Annotated in this window: 15 protein-coding genes and 2 pseudogenes; 5 read left to right on the top strand and 12 right to left on the bottom strand. The window is 42.4% G+C overall.

Annotated elements, in window-relative coordinates; all coding sequences use genetic code 11:
- Position 1: 1 nt before the first annotated feature.
- Complete coding sequence (locus tag B5D77_RS00345) at positions 2-829, bottom strand: YaaW family protein (RefSeq protein WP_002783091.1); 828 nt, start codon at positions 827-829, stop codon at positions 2-4.
- 128 nt (positions 830-957) lie between these two features.
- Positions 958-2730, bottom strand: coding sequence for a group II intron reverse transcriptase/maturase (gene ltrA, locus B5D77_RS00340; protein ID WP_254053083.1), 1773 nt, complete (start codon positions 2728-2730; stop codon positions 958-960).
- An 800-nt stretch (positions 2731-3530) separates the two neighbouring features.
- Between ltrA and B5D77_RS00330 the strand changes: the two genes are divergently transcribed.
- From B5D77_RS00330 to B5D77_RS00315, 4 genes are all read left to right on the top strand, one after another.
- Positions 3531-4475 carry an NAD(P)/FAD-dependent oxidoreductase gene (locus B5D77_RS00330; protein ID WP_106908057.1) on the top strand — a complete coding sequence of 315 codons (945 nt, stop codon included), beginning with the start codon at positions 3531-3533 and terminating at the stop codon, positions 4473-4475.
- A 98-nt stretch (positions 4476-4573) separates the two neighbouring features.
- Positions 4574-4828 (top strand): hypothetical protein, encoded by a 255-nt coding sequence (locus tag B5D77_RS00325; RefSeq protein ID WP_002783089.1) that lies wholly within the window; start codon positions 4574-4576, stop codon positions 4826-4828.
- Between the two features lie 379 nt (positions 4829-5207).
- Positions 5208-7271: an ABC transporter ATP-binding protein/permease gene (locus B5D77_RS00320; protein WP_106908056.1), complete on the top strand. Its 2064-nt coding sequence runs from the start codon at positions 5208-5210 to the stop codon at positions 7269-7271.
- 139 nt (positions 7272-7410) lie between these two features.
- The gene (locus B5D77_RS00315; RefSeq protein ID WP_106908055.1) at positions 7411-7944 is read left to right on the top strand and encodes a GNAT family N-acetyltransferase; all 534 of its coding nucleotides are present in this window, start codon (positions 7411-7413) and stop codon (positions 7942-7944) included.
- Between the two features lie 389 nt (positions 7945-8333).
- On the opposite strand, the gene B5D77_RS00310 is transcribed toward B5D77_RS00315, so the two are convergent.
- The 7 genes from B5D77_RS00310 to B5D77_RS00280 form a co-directional block, all read right to left on the bottom strand.
- Entirely contained in the window at positions 8334-9308 is a 975-nt protein-coding gene (locus B5D77_RS00310) for an MvdD family ATP-grasp ribosomal peptide maturase (protein ID WP_008201946.1), read from the bottom strand.
- 105 nt (positions 9309-9413) lie between these two features.
- Entirely contained in the window at positions 9414-10391 is a 978-nt protein-coding gene (locus tag B5D77_RS00305) for an MvdC family ATP-grasp ribosomal peptide maturase (RefSeq protein WP_106908054.1), read from the bottom strand.
- A 278-nt stretch (positions 10392-10669) separates the two neighbouring features.
- Positions 10670-10822 (bottom strand): microviridin/marinostatin family tricyclic proteinase inhibitor, encoded by a 153-nt coding sequence (locus tag B5D77_RS00300; RefSeq protein WP_008201950.1) that lies wholly within the window; start codon positions 10820-10822, stop codon positions 10670-10672.
- Between the two features lie 762 nt (positions 10823-11584).
- Positions 11585-12865 carry a rod shape-determining protein RodA gene (gene rodA / locus B5D77_RS00295; protein WP_008201951.1) on the bottom strand — a complete coding sequence of 427 codons (1281 nt, stop codon included), beginning with the start codon at positions 12863-12865 and terminating at the stop codon, positions 11585-11587.
- A 21-nt stretch (positions 12866-12886) separates the two neighbouring features.
- Positions 12887-13948 (bottom strand): Mrp/NBP35 family ATP-binding protein, encoded by a 1062-nt coding sequence (locus B5D77_RS00290; protein WP_002796707.1) that lies wholly within the window; start codon positions 13946-13948, stop codon positions 12887-12889.
- A 302-nt stretch (positions 13949-14250) separates the two neighbouring features.
- Positions 14251-15042 (bottom strand): MOSC domain-containing protein, encoded by a 792-nt coding sequence (locus B5D77_RS00285; RefSeq protein ID WP_106908053.1) that lies wholly within the window; start codon positions 15040-15042, stop codon positions 14251-14253.
- Positions 15029-16306, bottom strand: coding sequence for a glycosyltransferase (locus tag B5D77_RS00280; protein WP_106908052.1), 1278 nt, complete (start codon positions 16304-16306; stop codon positions 15029-15031). Before B5D77_RS00280 ends, B5D77_RS00285 begins: the two co-directional genes overlap by 14 nt.
- 165 nt (positions 16307-16471) lie before the next feature.
- On the opposite strand from B5D77_RS00280, the gene B5D77_RS00275 reads away from it, so the two are divergent.
- The gene (locus B5D77_RS00275) at positions 16472-17641 is read left to right on the top strand and encodes a glycosyltransferase (RefSeq protein ID WP_106908051.1); all 1170 of its coding nucleotides are present in this window, start codon (positions 16472-16474) and stop codon (positions 17639-17641) included.
- Between the two features lie 86 nt (positions 17642-17727).
- Here B5D77_RS00275 and B5D77_RS00270 read toward each other — a convergent pair.
- The 3 genes and pseudogenes from B5D77_RS00270 to B5D77_RS26820 form a co-directional block, all read right to left on the bottom strand.
- Positions 17728-19055: pseudogene (locus tag B5D77_RS00270) on the bottom strand (AtzE family amidohydrolase).
- Positions 19052-19228: a DUF4089 domain-containing protein gene (locus B5D77_RS00265; RefSeq protein ID WP_106908050.1), complete on the bottom strand. Its 177-nt coding sequence runs from the start codon at positions 19226-19228 to the stop codon at positions 19052-19054. Before B5D77_RS00265 ends, B5D77_RS00270 begins: the two are co-directional and overlap by 4 nt.
- A 23-nt stretch (positions 19229-19251) precedes the next feature.
- Positions 19252-19599, bottom strand: a pseudogene (locus tag B5D77_RS26820) (ISAs1 family transposase); the annotation flags it as partial.
- Positions 19600-19796 lie beyond the last annotated feature (197 nt).

Below are 19796 nucleotides of genomic sequence, written 5' to 3'. Positions count from 1 at the left end.
GTTATGCAGGTTGCCAACAATCGTCACGAGTCAGACGAATTTGGGCAAGGGCAAAAATAGTCGGGATAATCCGGCCGTAGTCAGTGGCGATCGCCTTCCAACCGAGATCAGCAATAAACCAACCCCATAAAGCCGGTCCTACCAAACTTAACACGGTTCTGACCGCTCCGTAGCGGGCCGCCGCCCTAGTCATGCCCTGTTTAGCGGTTTGCAGGGCGATTTGATTGGCAATTGCCCCACCCTGGACTAGGGCAGTTTTTGCCCCTTGATAGCGGGCAAAATGGAGAGCGAACTGCCCGGCGATATGTTTGAGCAGAATCGGTTTCAGGATAGAATTAACGGCGATGACGCTACTGCCTTTGAGGACTATATCGAGGGGATTGTGTTGTAGGTGAACCGGTAAGGGTTGGGGAGTGCGGCAATCCGCGAGCGCCTTTTGAATTTGAATCGAGAGGGATTTTTGTTCCGATGGGGGGAGACGTTTCCAAGCTTTGTTAACCAGATGAAGATAGATTTCCGCTTCAATTTCCGTTGTCGGCATTTTTTGGGAGTAGGGAACCTTGAGGAAATGACAGACACGGACGAGAATTTGACGATAACTAACTTTTTCGGTTTGACCTTTTAATACTGTCACACCGTCGGCCGCCAAATAACGAAAACGATCCTCGACGCTATCTAACCAACTATCCCAATCTTGACTTTGAACGGCGATTGCGTCCGGCGCTCGTAGATAATCGAGAGGGTTAAAACGACGGCAAAAGAGGATGTTAGTGATTTGCTGTAGTTCCTCCTCGGTGGCTAACTCCAAAGCTGTGCGTAGTTCGTCCAATGTGGTTTGTCCTCCTCAGCCCCAATAATCAAATCAGTTTCGCTAGTGCTGTTTAGGGGTCGAGAAGGTCGTCGCCGACCTCCCCTCCCATTCAGAACCGTGCATGAGACTTTCACCTCACACGGCTCCTAGTTTGACTGTTCCCTTGTTAAGGGTACAGCTTGACTTCTTTTGGTTGACCTTATATTATCTACATTAACATCGGGTGATGTCGAATTAGATGATTTTAGGCTTCCATCAGATGCCGATTTATCATCGTGACAGTGGCGGTGTAGTAATTGAAGGTTTTTATATTCATCCTTTCCACCTAAGCTGATAGGGTGAATGTGGTCAACTTCAATTAAATCTGACGGGGTAAAGTATTGCCCGCATCGGCTACACTTGCCTTGTTGCTTCTTAAGTAGTTTGGCTACTCTTGTAGGTGTGTCGATTGCTTGTCCTCGTCTGGTCGCCCAGTAAGTCCAATTTCCGTCGTAGGGTGAAGCGTCGGCGCGTACTAGGGTATGTCTGACAATGGGTGTCCAATTATGTTTCCATAATTGATGACCGTCTTTGGTTTGGAATAACCAAGATTCTTGTCTTTCTTTCCCATTACTGAGTTTAACTGTACCCGGTTTAAAGTAGTTTCTCAGTTTTTCGTAATCCGCTTTACCGCATCTTGATACTGTCCATGCCCTTAACATTAACCAGATTGTATTATCTAGTTTTTTGAAGGTATCCATAGATACTACTCCTGAATAGTAGTTTGCCCAACCTCTAATGACTGGATTTAGTTGACTAATCAGGGCTGCTTGAGGTGCTGTTCTGTGTTTTTTAATTACACCTTTTATCGCTTCTGTGTGGGCTTTAACTGCTTTTTGGCTAGGTTTAATGTGAGTTAGGAATGTTTTAGGTATTCCTTTGGCTATTTTACCTGCTTTGTATTTTCCGGCTGGGTATTGTCTGATATTGAATCCTAGAAAATCAAAGCCGGGTTCTTCCGTTTTTCCATTATATTCAATGGGTTTGAGTGTATGACACACTCTGGTTTTTTCTGGTTTGAGTTCTAATCCTATCGGTTTTAACCATTCGGAAATAGCAGTTTTGCACTGTTCAATGATTTCGAGTGAAGGTGAAATCACTACGAAGTCATCTGCGTATCTTATTAATACAGCTTGATTTGTTTTATCACTCTTTTTGGGGAATAGTGTTTCAATCAACCTTGCCATTCCATCCAGTGCGATGTTAGCAAGTAGTGGACTTATTACCCCTCCTTGTGGTGTCCCTGTTTCTGTTTCTTCAAATACGCCGTTATCCAATACTCCTGCTTTGAGCCATTGTTTTATGTCTCTTTTCAGGGAACTTGGACAATGAATTTTAGACAGTAAGGAGTCATGATTAATTCGGTCAAAACATTTGGCAATATCAGCATCTAATACAAAGTAGCTACCTCGATTAATGGTGATGTATATTCTTGATATTGCGTCATGGGCAGACCTTCCGGGTCGGAAACCATAGCTGGTTCCTTCCATTTTTGCTTCCCATTCTGGTTCAAGTGCCGATTTAATCAACGCTTGTCTAGCTCTGTCTTTGATGGTCGGTATTCCTAGTGGGCGTTTCTCGTCCCTGCCGGGTTTAGGAATCCATACCCTTCTTAGCGGTTTTGCCTTCAGTGTTCCCTTGATTTCTTCGGTTAGATTTAGCCTTTGTTCTGGGGATATTACTATCTTCCCATCAACTCCCGCTGTTTTCTTTCCTTGATTATCTTGGGTTACTTTACGAACCGCTAATAGCCGAGCGTAGTACGATTTCACCAATAGACGTTGTAACTTTCTAACCTTTGCATCCTGTCCCGATTTAGCCGCTTGGTATATCCTCTTTTGGAGCTTGAAAACGTATCTTTGGATTTTCCCCCAATTGATAGCTTTCCATACATTCGTAGTCTTAGTGGTTTTCGGTTTCCCGAATCCTTTACTTTCTCAAGGGTTTCGTCATATAGACTCCTACTAGACTCTATCCTTACAATCAAACCGTAACCCGTTAGCATATCCTGACTATTACAGTCAAGCGTTGGCTTTTGGTTACATCACACACCCTTAGAGGCTTGCGCTTACACTTATCGCTACTGGGTATTTCGACCAATACTCAGAGCCTAAAAGGGTTTATCACGTTCCGTTTATATGGGCGTTCCATCTTTAGATTTGTCCTCTCCACCGGGGTACTTTAAAGGTCTGTGTAAGTGAAAGTAATATTTCCTCACTATTCCCCTTATTCTTTTGAACGCAGTGTGTCAACCTATTTCACTGCTATACAATTACGATGGTTCACGTCAGACATTTGGCTTACGCCTAATCATGGATGGTTGGCAGTGGTTTCGATTCTGGTGTTAGGTTACACCTCGGAGCCTTCCGTTCCCCGCTTCAGTCCCAGAGTTGTGACTTCTGAATCTGGGGGTGGCTATCGCCGTTACTCTCACCTTGTAAAGATTTATTACAAGTGTATTGACCTTGAGTCCCTTTGCCTAGTTTGGTATCGGGTGATACTAAACGTCGGGACATATAAACAGTTATAAGGTTGGTCGTGGTTGACCTCTTAGATTCAGTCGGGGGACTGAAGACCTTACTAGGCGGTTATTTCAGGCATTTCAGCCTTATTTCATGCCTAAACGTTTCGCACATTACTACTAATATTAACTCAAGGGTTTACAGGATTAGGAAGGCTAGTGACAAATTTTTCGATTAAGGTTGGGATCATTGGTGCGGGTTTAGCCGGGTTAACCTGCGCTCGTCAGTTGTGCGATCGAGGTTATACTGTTAAGCTATTTGATAAGTCTAGAGGTATTGGTGGTCGTTTAGCCACGCGACGGGTTAATCGAGCCAATCAAGAGATGGCTGTGGATCATGGCTTGCCTTTTTTGACTATTCAGGGCGAAAAAACGGCGGCTTTAATTGATAATCTCCTGAGAGAGAATCTAGTTACTTCTTGGTTTGATTCTAGCTATGTTGCTCCTTCTGGCATCAATAGCGTGGCGAAATTTTTAGCTCAAGGTTTAGAAATTGAACGAGATTTTCTGGTTACTCGTCTGGAAAATCATCAAGAAAAATGGTTTTTAAACAATAACGGTCAAATTCGAGGGGAGTTTTCGGTGATTGTCCTGGCTATTCCCGCCCCGCAAGCAGCGTTATTGTTAGAAAACTCTCCCATAACTACTATGCCAGAATTGCGATCAATCGTTTACTATCCCTGTTTAACGGTAATGGCGGGTTATGGCGATTCTTTACCCGCAGTTGCTCCCTCCACCGATATCGCTTGGTTAGGACTTGATAGCAGTAAACGGCAATCATCCCCTGATTATGTCTTTGTTGTGCATAGTAGTGCCGATTTTGCGGTTAAATATCTCGATAGCGAGGATTTAGAAGCAGTTAAGCTAGATTTGCTCTCTCGTGCTTCTTTGCCTCTCCCGGATTGGTCACAGATTCACCGTTGGCGTTATGCTTTAGTCCGTCAGGGTTTAGCTGTACCCTGTTTAAGTGTTAATAGTCCTTTACCTCTAGTTGCCTGTGGTGATTGGTGTCAAGGAGGAGATTTATCGAGAAATTCTTCCCTAGAAACGGCCTTAACTTCTGGGATAGCGGCGGCTAATCAAGTTGAGCAGCTACTCTCTTAAGAATCTAGAGACAGGTTTAAATTCTTAGGTTAAGCTTGGGTTAACAAAAGGTTAAATATATAATAATGTAGATATCCTATACTGGGGGGTTGGTCACAATGGAAAAATTCAATTCTAAAGATAACTTTCTCTACCCTAAAACCAGCTACAGGGGTTTATTCACGCCACAAAATCTGGTTTTTAACGCTAACTTGCAGGAATTCGCCCTGAGAGTCTCTTTTATCGCCGGTTTACACAGTGGAGGAAAACTTACCTCTACGGAAGCTTACGAGAAAATTAACCAGCTATGGCAAGAGTTAAATACCAGTCGAAAATTCCTACTAGCTAATCATTTTGAGGATCACGGAGATTGAGAGATAGGGGTTTTTTAGTGACCAGTAATCAGTATCTAAACTGCCACAGTAACAAAAGTGGGTCAAGTAGTTATTAGTTATCTCAGAGCTTTCTCGCCATAGTTGGCAGTATTCTGAGAGACTGGGACTGGGTAAGTGGCGACTAATTCCGGTTTAGTCGTCAGAATCGAATATTCACAAGACTGGGGATTGTCCATCCGCTCCTGAGCATTTCGGCACATGACTTAAGGTGATTTTGAGAGCATCAACCACTGAACCATAGGTCACTTTCAACTTCGAGATAAAAATGTTACCAAAAGACAACAAGAGGTAATTCTGCCGCTACAATATGATAGCGAGTTGTCAAGAGAACAGTAAAAGAACTGCCAATTGCATCTAGATGCCCCAATATACTACTAAACAAGCAACGGAAAACCCTGTTGTGTCCGACCAGTCCGCCAATAATCCCTTTTCACTATTTGGTCAATTTTGGGAAAGCCTAAAAATTGTGGCTCAACCCTATTGGTATCCAACGGAGTTAAATGGACGTGCCTTTGGAGATGTACTCATTTCTTGGGGGATGTCAGCTTTGGTTTTTTTAAGTATCTTGGCAACGGTGGGGGTAGAAGCTTTTAGTAGTTACTGGAATCGTTATGTACTCGATATTATTATTGAAGATAGAGACCTTTCTAAATATCTAAATACGTTGTGGTTATCCAGTTTTTTGATTATCGTGGCAACGGGTTTATTTGCTTTTTCTCAATTTATTCGTCGCAAAGTAGCCTTAGATTGGTATCAATGGTTAACGAAACAAACCGTTAAAAAGTATCTCAATGATCGCGCTTATTATAATATTGATTTTACCTCGGACTTAAAAAATCCCGATCAAAGATTATCTCAAGAAATTGAACCAATTACGACCATGACCCTAAGGTTGTTAATTACCTTCGTGGAAAAAGGTTTACAAATGATTACTTTTGCGATTATTCTTTGGACAATTTCTCGGCAAATTGCGGTTTATCTGATCATTTATACGATCACAGGAAATTTAATAGCAATTTATCTAACTCAAGAATTAAACAAAATTAATCAATCTGAACTTAATGATAAGGCCGATTATAGTTATGCTTTAACCCATGTGCGTAACCACGCCGAATCAATTGCTTTTTTTCAGGGAGAAGAGCAGGAAGAAAAAATCATTGAAGGCCGTTTTCAACGGCTTACTCAAAGCTCCGAAAAACTGATAAATTGGGAACGGTTTAGTAATCTTTTTAATCGAGGTTATCAGTCAGCGATTAGTGTATTTTCAATGTTTATTTTGACCCCTATGTTTATTGAAAACGAAATCGATTATGGAGAAATTAGTCAAGCTAGTTTATGTTGTTTTCTTTTTTCTAATGCCTTGGGACAATTAATTACTGAATGGGGAACATCGGGTAAAGTTTCAAGTTATATTGAACGGTTAGCTACTTTGACAGATGCCTTAAAAGTTGCCAGTGAAGAGCCGAACAACTTAAGTCGTATTATCACCCTGGAAGATAATCGTATAGCTTTTGAGAATCTTACCCTACAAACTCCCGATTATGAAAAGGTAATTGTGGAAAATTTATCGGTTTCTGTCCCTTTGGGAGAAAGCCTACTCATTATTGGCCCCAGTGGTCGAGGAAAAAGTTCCTTGTTACGAGCAATAGCCGGTTTATGGAAGGCAGGTAGTGGCCGTTTAGTACGTCCTCCTTTAGCTAAAATGTTATTTTTACCCCAACGTCCTTATATTATCCTTGGCACTTTACGCCAGCAATTACTTTATCCTAATACCAATGAGCAGGTGAGCGATGAAGAATTAGAAGACAGCTTAAAAAAAGTCAACCTGCAACATTTATTAACTGACAAAAATAGCTTAGATAAACAAGTCAACTGGGAACAGATTTTATCCCTCGGAGAACAGCAAAGATTAGCTTTTGCTCGACTATTAATCACTAAACCTACCTTTACTATCTTAGATGAAGCAACCAGCGCTTTAGATTTGGCCAATGAAGCCAGCTTATATCAGCAATTACAGGCAAGTAAAACCACCTTTATTAGTGTCGGTCATCGGGAAAGTTTATTTAATTATCATCGATGGGTCTTAGAGTTAACAGAAAATTCCCATTGGCAGCTGTCAACTGTAGAAGATTATCAGCGCAAAAAAGTGAATAACATGGTCATGACATCAAAAAAATCAGAAAATTTCTCGGCGGTAAAAATAGAGCCTTTGTCTGAGGTTAAAACTGAGCATGATGCGGAAATTGCAGGAGTTTCTGAAATAGCCGAAGGTTTGTCCCATCAACAAATGCAGTCCCTAACTGATTATTCTTTAAGTAACGTCCGGAGTCGTGCCAGTTTAGGTAAAATTATTACTGCCAAAGATGGTTTTAATTATCGTTACGATAAAGACCCAAAAACCTTAAAATGGGTGAGAATATAGCTAATGGGGTGACAAACAGATTGAAATTGAGACAGAGTATTCAGACTTCCCCCTCTCAGGAGAACTAGAGAATGAGGTTTTTGCTGGGTAAGTTGATTAACAAGCTACTAACTGATAACTGGTATAGGAATTTTATCAAATGAAAGCACTGGAAAAACTGGTGACGGAACGATTATATTTAGTCCCCTTCAAGCTTGAACTTCTCGATGCCGCAATTATAAGTATCGATAAATTAGCAACAATTTTGGGGGTAAAAGTTGCAGCTGACTGGGCCGAACAAGAGTTGATTCAAGCTTTCCCTGATATTGCCAATATTTTGCTGCAATTCCCCTTACAAAATGAGTGGGGGTGGGGGAGTTTAATTATTCATCAAACAGAAAATACCCTTATTGGTCATGTGATGATCAAAATTATTCCTGATGCCACAGGTTTACCCACAGATGCTGTAGAAATTGGCTATCAAGTAGCGCCGTTATATCGACGACAAGGCTACGCATCTGAGGCGACAAAAGCAATGATGGACTCGACACTTTCTCAACCTGGTATGCAAACAGTGACCGCCGGCTGCGCTCCCGATAATATAGCTTCAAAGCGAGTTTTAGAAAAAATCGGCATGAATCTGATAGAAGCGAGAGAGAAAGTCTTGGTCTGGAAATTAAGTAGGGTTTGCTGAAAAAGTTTGTTGGTGGGGTTAACGGATGGCCGTATTACTTCCCACTTGATCACTCAATCCAAGCTTTTGGGGGGTTCTACCCCCCAAACCCCCCGTTGGGGGCGTGGCGCCGCCCCCAAACCCCCCGCGCATTAGTTTTTCGGTGGGATGCTTACACGCAGCCGCTGACGCATCTGTAATAATTTAAGAGTCACTCCCCTTGCAGGAGTATCTCTCCTGATATGTAGCCTATACTGAACGGATTTAGTATGATCGACGAATTTGCGTTATTTCAGCCTCTATTTTCAAGTCAGTAGTCGGGGGGAATCGGGAGTCGGAGCCTCGTCTTGGTCCGCAGATAAAAAACGAGCAAAGATGCGATGAAATACTCTGGCTCTGTCTTTGCCAGTTTATGAGTTAACTAGGATTTCAGCGATCGCCTGGGAGATAGGAAAATAAGGAGGATAAAGTTCTAGCCAGAAAAACTCGCCAACGGGATTAATTTCTAAAAAGATATAACGTTCATCTGGTGTGACAATCATATCAATTGCACCGTAATTAAGACCCAAATATTTCACTAATTCTAGTAGTTGTTTTTCAATAGTTTTCGGTAAATCGTAGGGTTGCCATTGTTGATGGAGCGCTCTTCCCTCTTTTCGCCAATCGTAGATAGCACCGTCTAATCGTTGGGAATTAATCGCCGCCGTAAATATTTGTTCACCGACGATAGTGATGCGTAATTCCAAAGCTTTAGGAATGTTTTCCTGAAAAGTCATTGGACAAAATTGCAAACCTTCCAAATTATCTAGGTCTTCCTTAGTAACAGGACTGGTAAAAACAACCATTTCCTCTTGCTTGTCTCCATAAATAGCAAATTGAGAAAGCATTTTAGTCACAATTCCCGTCACTTCAAACTCCTGAGCAAATTGCTTGACAGCTTCAGGATTATTAGAAGTTAAAGTCCCCGGAATTAATAAACCTAATTGTCGCGCCACTTGTAACTGCAATTGTTTATGATTGGCATGATCTACCTTAGCAATTGGGTCAAGATGAAAACCAGATAAACTAGCAATCATTCCTCGAATACTTAACCGACATTCCTTAAGAGAAGCTTCGCGAAATTGACTATCCATCCCATCGGGTAATTTTAGTCCGTATCTCATGCGTCGATACCAGACAGAAGAAACTTCTTTTAGCTCTAATTTTTTTTCTCCATCGGTAATAATTCCGCCTTTTTGACCGCCTGAGTAAAGATCAACTTTCACCTCTGTGGGGAAGCGATCGGTATCAAAACGGAAGGCTTTTTTCCCCATCGTTTCTATGGCTTTGATTACCAGAGGAATACTTTCATTATCGTGGCTAAAAGTAACAATTAAAACGGTCATAGATTTCCTTGATGATTTGGGATTGAGAATCCTGATTAGATTTTGGATTGAGAATCTTGATAATCCTAAAATCCTCAAAATCCTGATTAGGTTTTGGTTTGATTTTTAGCATACTAAAAAATCGGCAATCGCATGAGAAATAGGTAAATCTAAATCCCGTTCTAACATTCCCCACTCACCACCCGGATTAACTTCTAAAAAAACGTATTCTCCCCTAGGAGTTAAGATAAAATCAAACGCCCCAAAATTCAACCCTAAATTAGCCATAAAAATCTGAAGTTGCTGCAATAGTGAATCGGGTAAAGTATGATGTTGCCAAGCACCAGGATCAATACCCGGTCTTCGCCAATCTACGGCAGAATTATTATACTGAGAAGATTCTAAAGCTCCCACAAATGTCTGTCCATTAACCACGACAACTCTCAATTCTAACTGTTTGGGAATTTCCGCTTGAAAAACCATGGGACAATAACGTAAAGATTCCGCTTCCTCAAGGTCTTCTGCTTTCACCCTACTGGTATAAAGAAAAAATTCCGGCGATTCCATGCTGTGGGCGATCGCAGTTAACAATTTACTCACCATTCTTCCCTGAACCTGGGAAAAAAACTCCCGGGCAGCATCAGGATTATTGGTAACTAAAGTGGGGGGAATAATTAAGCCAACTTCTGAGGCCAAACGAAGTTGTAATAACTTATTTTTAGCCTTCTCAATTTGCGCTAAATTATCTAACCAACGCGCTGACCTTAAACTATCCCAAAAACCGGCCAAAGTCGTCTGGGATTCTCGCACACAAACCTCCCGAAACTGAGGATCTAAATCCCCTGTTAGTTCAGGCTGCCAAATACGTCTTGTCCAAACAGATTGCACCTGTTGACTATCAATAGATTGATGGTTATAGGTTAATTGATAAAAACTTTTTTTCCCATTAAATTGGGCTGTTAGTTGAACCTCTAAGGGAAATTTATCGGTATCTAAGCGAAAAGGTGTGGCTCCTTTTTTTTCTATCGCCTCAGCCACGCGGTCAATCGTGAAAAAATCGCCGCTATGGGTCAACAATAAAACAACTTTAGGCGATTCTTTCATATCAGTTGCAAGTCCTTACATTTTAACCCATCTTAAGGCTTTTGGGTCGGTCTTTATTGATCCTAATCTCAAGAAAATGCTGCAAAAAGTCTTGCTTTTGCTTGACTTATTGCAGTATTGGTTTTTTTCTTGAGTAATTACCAAAGTTACTTTACAGCACTTCTCAGGATCTCAACGTGCAGTTTTTTTGGCTGCAAGCCTTGCTTAGTGGCTCCTTTAGCTTTTTGTCTGTACGGTGTAATCAAGAAAAGTGCTGCAATTACTCATGTAACCTGAGTTTAAAACTCTTCCCAGTCAGAAGGGTATTTGAGTGTAACATTATATTCACGCTCAGGGGAAGGAGACTTGATGGAAGATTCCTCTTTGCTTACGGACAAGAAACGAGCAAAGAAAGGAAGTGCTTTACCTTGTTGATCGTTAGGATATGCCATTGTTATTCCTCTGGTAATTTCGAGTGAATAGGTTTGATCACTCAGACAAAACTAACCACCTGTACTAACCCTTGAAAGCTTTGCTGTGCATGGCTCTCAGAATCGGGATTGTGCAGATAATTTGCCTTTGTTTGGGTGATGGAAAACATCCTAAGCACTAATCTGGCCAATGTCAAGCACTTAAGAACAATTTCTGCTAAATCCGACATTCAGCATATCTTCATATACTTGTATATGTTTTTACATTCCCCAAGATGTTTTAACGAAAAACCTTGATTATAGAAACTACTATTGAGAACATTATCAATAATTGATTTTTTCTGAGAAAAAAATTTACAATTCTTCACCTTGATCAAAATCCATCATTGTAGTTATAATTCTTACTGGCAAGGGTTTGGAAGGAATATATTAGTAAAAATCATCAATTGAATGTTAAGAAGTGCGGAAAGTGGGTTTCCCACTCTACTAAATCTGCTCAAATATTAATTACCTAAGCAAAATTAATTATAGCGTTTCCTAAGCTATTGAGGTACACCTATTTTTCTTCCCTTTTGCCTTCTGCCTCTTGCCTTTTGCCTAAAACCCATAACTTTTGTACCTCAGCAGACTGAAAAACGCTATATACATCTAAGCCGTCAGCTTTTTGCCGTGATCAGTAAACAGTAAACAGTAATCAGTAAAAAGATAGTAGGAAACTTCTATTTAATACTCCACACTTAAAACTCAAATCTGATAACTGATAACTGATAGCTGCACGACTACTTAGTACAAACGCTTACGGGGGCGATAATTAGCCACGGATTCCACTAAACCCAAGGCGATAAAATTGGTTAATAAAGATGAACGTCCATAACTTAACCAAGGTAGAGGAATCCCTGTAATCGGGGCTAATCCCACGGTCATACTAATATTAAGAATTGCCTGAAAAGCGATCATCGAGAGAACACCGATCGCTATTAAAGAACCGAAGTTTTCTTTAGCAGTATTAGCAATGACTAACAAACGCCAACAAACTAACCAGAAAGCTATTAAAACTAGAATACTGCCGACAAAACCGAATTCTTCCCCGACTACGGAGAAGATAAAATCGGTGTGCTGTTCGGGAATAAAATTTAATTGGGTTTGGGTGCCTTGGTGTAATCCCCGTCCCAATAATTCTCCGGATCCGATGGCAATGCGGGATTGAATTAATTGATAACCTCCCCCCAAAGGATTCTTTTCTGGGTGAAGAAATAGGGTTAAACGATCTTTTTGATATTCTTTTAATAAACCCCAAAAAACCTCGCCCAATTTACCCACTGCCAGATTAGTTGCCACCACGATGAAAGTAGATAAAAAACGGTAGGGAAGGGTAAACCAAGCAAGTACACCGATGATAATTGCTAAAACAATCCAAGCAGGAAAAAGTAAATTAAACAGAAAAACCGATGCGAGGGGAGATAACAGGATAATCATCCAAGGTAGTTTCGCATTAGCCCAGTAAATCATGCCTAGGGTAATTGCACCAAAGACTAATCCTGTCCCCAAGTCCGGCTGCGCCATAATTAACACCCAGGGGATGGCAGTGACGACAAAGACACGAGCGATCGCAAAAAGATTATCGGCGGGACGATGATGTAGGAGGGCCGCCAGGGTGATAATTAAACCTACCTTCGCAAATTCCGACGGTTGCACGTTAAAACTGCCGATATTAATCCAACTTTGCGCCCCATTCGCCGTCACCCCTAGGACAATTACCGCAATTAGGGAGAGATTGGTAAGAAGATAGGTTAACCAGTGCCATTTCAGCAGACTTTCGTAACGACAACGGGCCAGAAATAAAGCGATCGCCACTCCCACGCATCCGAATAACCAGTGTTGCCACCAGTCGAGAGCAGTGGTATGTCTTTCGGCACTACGAATCATTAAACCACCGAAAACGGTTAAACCCGTCACCAAAACGAACAAAAGCCAATCAATTTGGGCTATATCACGGAAAATAAAGCTAAACTGCTCACTAAAACCGCTTAGTTTCCTACTAACAAGGGACTGTCTTCTCACCATTTCTCTCCCCAAATTTACTAACTAACTATAGGCTGCCACGGATACTTTCGCCGCCACCTGACGAGCGATCGCGATCAGGGCTTTAGCTGAGGCCGATTCTGGTTGCCCTAAAACCACTGGTACACCAGTATCACCGCCCTCCCGCAGGGATATCTCCAGAGGTACACATCCCAGTAAAGGAATGCCCAATTCTTGCGAGGTTTTTTCCCCACCACCGGACCCAAATAGATCATAGGAGCGATCGGGCTGATCGGGGGGGATAAAATAACTCATATTTTCCACGATACCCAAAACCCGCGCCCCTAGCTGTTGGAACATTTTTAAACCCCGACGCGCATCAATTAAAGAAACCGTCTGGGGAGTGGTGACAATCACCGCACCGGCTAGGGGGACCGATTGAATTAAAGTTAATTGTGCATCCCCGGTACCGGGAGGCATATCGACGATTAAATAGTCTAAATCGCCCCAATTGACTTGATAGAGAAACTGACGGATAATGCCGTTTAACATCGGACCGCGCCAGATTACCGGTTGATCGGGGTTGATCAAAAAGCCCATGGAAACCATTTTGATGCCATGGTTAAAAGCCGGTTCCAATATCTCGCCATTTGCGCCCTGTACGGTCACTTGTGCGTCATTTAAGCCCAACATTGTCGGGGCGTTGGGGCCGTAGATGTCCGCGTCTAATAGCCCCACTTTTGCCCCTAAATGAGCCAAGGCGACGGCGATATTGACAGCCACGGTACTTTTCCCGACACCGCCCTTACCACTGGAAACGGCGATAATATTTTTAACCCCCTCCACGCCTTGGCGATCGGGTAAAGCTTTTTGTTGCGGGGTTTCGGCAGTTACCTCCACAGCGACACTTTCCACCCCGGGCAGCTGTTTAACGGCTTTTTGGCAGTCTTCCACGATAAATTCGCGCAAAGGACAGGCGGGAGTGGTCAAAACTAGGGTAAAGCTAACTTTTCCGCCATCGATCGCCACATTGCGGATCATGTTCAATTCCACTAGGCTTTTTTGCAGTTCTGGATCTTGAACGGGACGTAATACTTCTAAAATCGATGCGGTATCAAGGGGCATGGTTTCAGTGTCTCTAATCAAGTATTGTTCTTATGGTTATTTATCTTAACCTTGATGCCCGCACAGTTATCAGTGGGGAGTGGGGAGTTTTTTGCTGTGAACAGTGAACAGTAAGTAGTCGTGCAAAATTAATTTCCTAGTGAAGATAGGCAAGAGGCAAAAGGCAATAGGCAAGAGCGGGGTTAGATATGTGTAATTAATTTTGCTTAGGTACTTAATCAGTGAACTGAAAACTCACATCTGATAACTGATAACTGATAACTGATAACTGATAACCCCTATCCCCCTATATCTCTAGATCTCTAGATTACGGTAATAGGATCGCCGACTTTAATTGTACCTGTCTTTTCGGGGATGACATTTTCTCCGAACATAATTCCCCCCGGGAAACTGCGAAAAGTGCTTAAGGTTTTTAAAGGTTCTTGCTGGGGATTTCTCCTACCTGTTTCTTGATCGGTGGTGGTGATAATACAGCGACTACAGGGTTTAACTAGGGCATAATTTATCTCTCCAATTGTGATCTTTTGCCAACTACTTTCGCTAAAAGCTCGATCGCTACTAATAACAATATTAGGCCGAAAACGATTCATCGGCACTGGTGCAACTAAACGCCGATTTAAGTCCTCTAAAGAAGCAGTATTAGTTAATAAAATTGGATAACCATCGGCAAAGCTGACGGGAGTATGATCATTCCCTGCATAGCGAGGATTCGCGGGACGTGGATAATCGGGAGATTGTCGCACTAAACGACAAGGAATGTCGAGAATTTTCTCGAACCATTCGGCGATTTCATCCCCTTGATCCATGGCTATGGTGTGAGATTCCCAGATTTGAACCGCTCTTTTTTCTCCTGTGAAATTAGGACAAAAAGTTAGGGAATCTTGAGATGTTTTCAGAGAAAAATTATCCTCTGTCATCGTGATAGAAACGGTGGCTAATTGCGGATATTCTCTTTGAGTGATAAATTTACCCTTGCCATCCACTAACATCATTTCTCGATCCCAGAGTAAACCTTTAGGAGTCACTTCAGCTTGGGATAATTGAATACCTCGACAGGATTTAATCGGGTAGATATAGAGATCAGTAACCTGCATTTTCTTTCAGTAGTTCTACATATTTTTTCGCCACATCTTCCCAAGTCCAGAGATTAATTTTATTGGGAATATCTTCGGGTAACAAGCGAGGAATTGGATTGAGGATAAATTGTTCTAAACAATTAGCTAAACTTTCCGCATCTCCCCTAGGATAGAATTGCACTCTTTCAGGACAATTATATAATTCCACCTGTTCTTGAAACACTTCTAAATCGGAAGCGATAACGGGAATACCCTGTAAAATGGCTTCTGCTATTGCTAATCCAAAACCTTCGTATTTTGAGGGAAATACCACACAGGAACAGGTTTGATAATAAAATTGCAAGGTTTCATAGTCTTGATAACCTAATCCCTTGATATGACTCTCAAAAATTTCTTGATTTTCCCGATAAAGTCGGGTACATTCTTTGAGATATTCTTGGTATTCTTGGGTTTTAGACTGTTGAGATAATTGCAAATTTCCACTAACTAGATTATCGGTTTCTTTACCGATAAAAACTATTTGAAATTTTAGACCTTGTTTCGCTAGTTTAATGGCTGCTTTGAGCAAAGTCAGATGATCTTTGTAGATACCAAAAGAGGAAGGAAAATAAAAAGTAACTAGCTCACTTTTGACTAAATAACTCTTGGTATGAGACTGCTCGACAAATCCCGCTAAGGGTACAGCTTTTAACTTACTAGCATAGGTAGCATTGGGAAAAACTTTTAAAACATCGTCTTTAGTTTTTTGGGAAATTGTGAACAGTAGATCGGCCTTATCTAACCATTCTTTTAAGACTTCATTGTAGGGTTCTTGATAGGATTCTGAGTAAGTTAAGGGAGCAAATTGCCAAAAGACATCATAAATAATGCCACTTAAAGTAACCTTGACATTAGGGGGAGAAATCCGATTAGTCATCCCATATAAACAGTGATCAGCTTGGTAACGCTTGATAATCTGATTAATTCTTGCTTCGATGCGTAAAAGTTCAATTCTACGAGAGAAAAGACGATGAATAGAACTCAGTCTTAGGATTTTATAAAAATTCGCTAGAAGCTCATAAAAATAGATTGATTTTGTTTCAAAACTCTGGGGGTAAAAAGCAAAATCCTCATAGATAAGTTTATCGGAATCAGGCATTAAAGACTTAAAATATTCAATTTCATTACGAGGGAGGACGATAATAATTTGTTCGACGTATTCTAATAAGCTAGGTATTAAAGAGATAATGACTCTTTCTACTCCTCCTTTGCGATAAAACACGATCGGGATGACAATTTTCATAGATTTTCTGGCAGATAGATGGCAATAAAAAGATTGATTTTTGACTTGAACCTATTATATGATAGGCTCGAATTGTTCTACTGAGTCGAGAAATCGAGTTAAATTCGAGAAACTAAGGCTCTATCACCCATCGCCCCTATTTTCCCTCGATCTTGGAGAAAAAGAGTGTCACAAGCTACTCCATCCCTACAATCTAATCTCAAACAATGGCTACGGGCCAGCGCACCTTCCCTATTTCAAATTAAACAGCGTTTGAGCGCCCGTCGTTGGCCGAAAAAATCGATCGTTATTTACACAGAAAAATATCGTCCCATGCGTCCGGCGGAAATTTGGCAACGGGGGGCCAGTGGCACCCAGGCATCGGTGGCTTTTTTAGCGCAGGAATGGACGAAACGCGGCTATAAAGTGACGATTTTCGGCAATTGTGAGGGTATGGAAGGGGAACAGGACGGTATTCGCTATGTTAATTATTACCAGATGAATTGGCAGGATCACTTTGAGACATTGGTGATCTCTCGTCATCCCACCTATTGCCGTCCGGGTACCAAGGCAGAACGAATTTTTTTTGATTGGCACGATATTAAAGTGCCGGCAGACTCCTATACCCCGGAAATTTTGGCTAGATACGACAAAATTTTCTGTAAAAGCCAATATCAACGGGATTTACTGGATTTCTGTCCCGATCATCAATGTCCGATTGTTCCTAATGGTATCGATACTTCCCTTTTGGCTGTAAGTGAGACAGTGCCGGAAAGTGAGCATCTTCCCTATCGTCTAGTCTATGCCTCTCGTTATTATCGGGGCCTAGAGTCGATGTTAAAGCATGGCTGGCCGATTATCAAGGCGGCAATTCCCGCAGCCGAGTTACATCTCTACTATGGTTTTACTAAACGGGATGAAATTGGCGATCGCAAGGAATGGCGCGATAATTTAATCGCTTTGATTAAAGCTAGTGCGGGGGTAGTTGATCGCGGAATGATGGGTTATCGTCAACTAATCGAGGAAAAAGCGCGCTCTGCTATTCATTACTACGGTTGCACCTATCGTGAGATCGATTGTATTTCTGTGCGCGAGTCGGCAGTGGTGGGTTGTCTGCCAGTGGTGACGGATTTTGCTGTTTTTCGAGAAAAGGACTACTGTGTGAAAGTGCCGGGAGAAGTAACCGATCCGGCTACTCAGGAAGCTATAGCCTGGAAAATTGTCGAATTACTGAAAAATCCCCAGCTTTTGCATCAAGAGCGCGAAAGATGTCGGAAAATTGCCCTAAATGACACTTGGGAGCGATCAGCCGCCGCTTGGTTAGATGTGATTGAAAAGGAGTCTCCCAGTCAGTAGATTGTTTACTCAGACTGGAAAACTGACCTTTTCGCTTAATAAGTGCCTAAATTAGGGATTTTAAGGGGAAGTACGCCCTTGAAATCTCACTTATGCTGGATATCGATGAGCATTTCTTCTAAAACCCTGGCTACGCTTAGGATTAAGTCTTCGCGATCGGGTGCGGCGATGATTTGCAAACCTAAAGGTAGCCGGGATGAACGTTTAATCGGCAACGAAAGGGCAGGTAAACCGATAAAAGAAAAAGGTTGGGTGAATCTGCCTAAATTAGGTCTAATAGCTCTTGCCCGTCAATAATCATTTTTTCTACTCCTAACTGCGGCGCAATACAGGGAATCGTCGGGGTGAGGATAATATCGACTTCGCTGAAAATCTCTCGCAGACGATCGCGATACCAACGGCGAAAACGTTGAGCCTGTAAATACCAGCTAGAGGGAATTAATGCCCCTGCCAAGAAGCGATCCCGGGTTGCGGGGTCAAAATCCTCTAATCTGGTCTGTAAACGCGGTAAATGCCAATTTGCGCCCTCGGAAGCGGTAATTATATAGGCGGCTGCCCTAGCGCGGACGGTTTCGGGAATGGTGATTTTTTTGGTAACTCCTAAACGTTCGGCGATCGCTGTCACCGCCTCGATTACTTCTGGTTCGGCTCCCTGCTGAAAATAATCATCGGCAAGGGCTATTTTTACCCCCTCTAAGCCATTTAAAGGAGCTTTAAGGTTATTTTTGGCAAAAAGACTCCAAATAGCCGCCATATCCGCCACATTGTCGCTAAAAAATCCCAGATGGTCTAAACTACTAACGAACAAAAATAGACCCTGACGGGATACGCGCCCAAAGGTGGGTTTTAGCCCCACCACGCCACAGCAAGCGGCGGGAACCCTCACCGAACCATTAGTATCGGAACCGAGGGCGAGAGGCACTAAATTAGCGGCAACGGCAGCGGCGGAACCGCCGGAGGATCCTCCCGAGACGCGACTAGGATCGCGGGGGTTGGGAGTGGCTCCATAATGGGCATTTTCGGTGACAAAACCGTAAGCGTACTCATCCATATTGGTCGCCCCCACCAAAACTGCCCCGGCCGCTTCTAGGGGTTGAATAGCGATCGCATCTTGTCCAGCGACAGGGTGATCTCGATTGATTTTGGAACCGGCAAGGGTGACAATACCCTCGATATCAAAGAGGTTTTTGACGGCGAAGGGGACCCCTGCTAAGGAGCCGACGGCTTGCCCATTGGCGATCGCTTGATCGATTTTTTGGGCTTGGGCGAGCGCCCTAGGCTGTAAAATGTCGGTAAAGCAATTTAAATGGGGATTTTTCGTCCCTATCTCCGCCAAAGTCTGGCTAATAACTTCTAAGGCGCTAGTTTGACGATTTTGGATCGATCGAGCTAAATTGCTTACAGAAATAGTCATGGTTCAAAGCTGAGGGCACTTTCCCCGTCATCCTCTAAGGGAAATTCTGTCACTAAACTGGCGATTTCTTGCAAGCGTTGCCAGTTTTCAACCACAGAATTTAAATAGCGATCGGGAATGGTCAAGTCTAGGATTTTCGCTGTGATCATGATGTATTCTTCCGGGTTATTCATACAGGGTCAGCGCATCTCAAAGCCTATTGACAGCTAGATTGTAGCTCTTGAGTGCAAGCAGGTAAGCCAGCCGCCAGCAGGGTAAACATATAATCATTATCCATCGCTGCCCACTTTGACTTCTGCCTGAGGCTGCGCTTGAAGGTAGATTCTCGCTTGAGGGTATTGACAGCAAAACGCCGCACCAGTCCCAGATTGTCTGGGACCTGCCGAGAGCGGACACGACAAGCATCTTCCCCAAAAGTGACATCGAGCGTCCAATGTCAGGAATTTTCAATACCCCAGTGCGGGCGAATGGCCAGGGCAATTTTGGGACTATAGTCAGGTAAACTGCTCAGGTAAAACTGAATTTCCGACGTTGTCAAATTGAAAGATGATCCGAATCAGATGGGAACTCAAATTACTTTGATAGCAAGGATTGCATTGCATCTTTCATATTCTGATCTGACAACGCCAATTTTTTTTATTGCTCGCTATGATCGTTAATTTTAACGCAATTTTTCAAAGCCGACGGCATCGGCAATACTCGCCCCGCTACTAATTATTACAAAGTATTAACTTCTCTCTC

The sequence above is a fragment of the Microcystis sp. MC19 genome (assembly GCF_003019735.1).
Classification (GTDB): domain Bacteria; phylum Cyanobacteriota; class Cyanobacteriia; order Cyanobacteriales; family Microcystaceae; genus Microcystis.
The sequence above is the reverse complement of the archived record's forward strand: the minus strand, read 5'-3'. Positions and strand labels throughout refer to the sequence as shown.

Coding starts and splice junctions, on each gene's coding strand:
- B5D77_RS00325 (WP_002783089.1), top strand. CDS start 4,574: ATGGAAAAATTCAATTCTAAAGATAACTTTCTCTACCCTAAAACCAGC.
- B5D77_RS00320 (WP_106908056.1), top strand. CDS start 5,208: ATGCCCCAATATACTACTAAACAAGCAACGGAAAACCCTGTTGTGTCC.
- B5D77_RS00315 (WP_106908055.1), top strand. CDS start 7,411: ATGAAAGCACTGGAAAAACTGGTGACGGAACGATTATATTTAGTCCCC.
- B5D77_RS00310 (WP_008201946.1), bottom strand. CDS start 9,308: ATGACCGTTTTAATTGTTACTTTTAGCCACGATAATGAAAGTATTCCT.
- B5D77_RS00305 (WP_106908054.1), bottom strand. CDS start 10,391: ATGAAAGAATCGCCTAAAGTTGTTTTATTGTTGACCCATAGCGGCGAT.
- B5D77_RS00300 (WP_008201950.1), bottom strand. CDS start 10,822: ATGGCATATCCTAACGATCAACAAGGTAAAGCACTTCCTTTCTTTGCT.
- rodA (WP_008201951.1), bottom strand. CDS start 12,865: ATGGTGAGAAGACAGTCCCTTGTTAGTAGGAAACTAAGCGGTTTTAGT.
- B5D77_RS00290 (WP_002796707.1), bottom strand. CDS start 13,948: ATGCCCCTTGATACCGCATCGATTTTAGAAGTATTACGTCCCGTTCAA.
- B5D77_RS00285 (WP_106908053.1), bottom strand. CDS start 15,042: ATGCAGGTTACTGATCTCTATATCTACCCGATTAAATCCTGTCGAGGT.
- B5D77_RS00280 (WP_106908052.1), bottom strand. CDS start 16,306: ATGAAAATTGTCATCCCGATCGTGTTTTATCGCAAAGGAGGAGTAGAA.
- B5D77_RS00265 (WP_106908050.1), bottom strand. CDS start 19,228: ATGAATAACCCGGAAGAATACATCATGATCACAGCGAAAATCCTAGAC.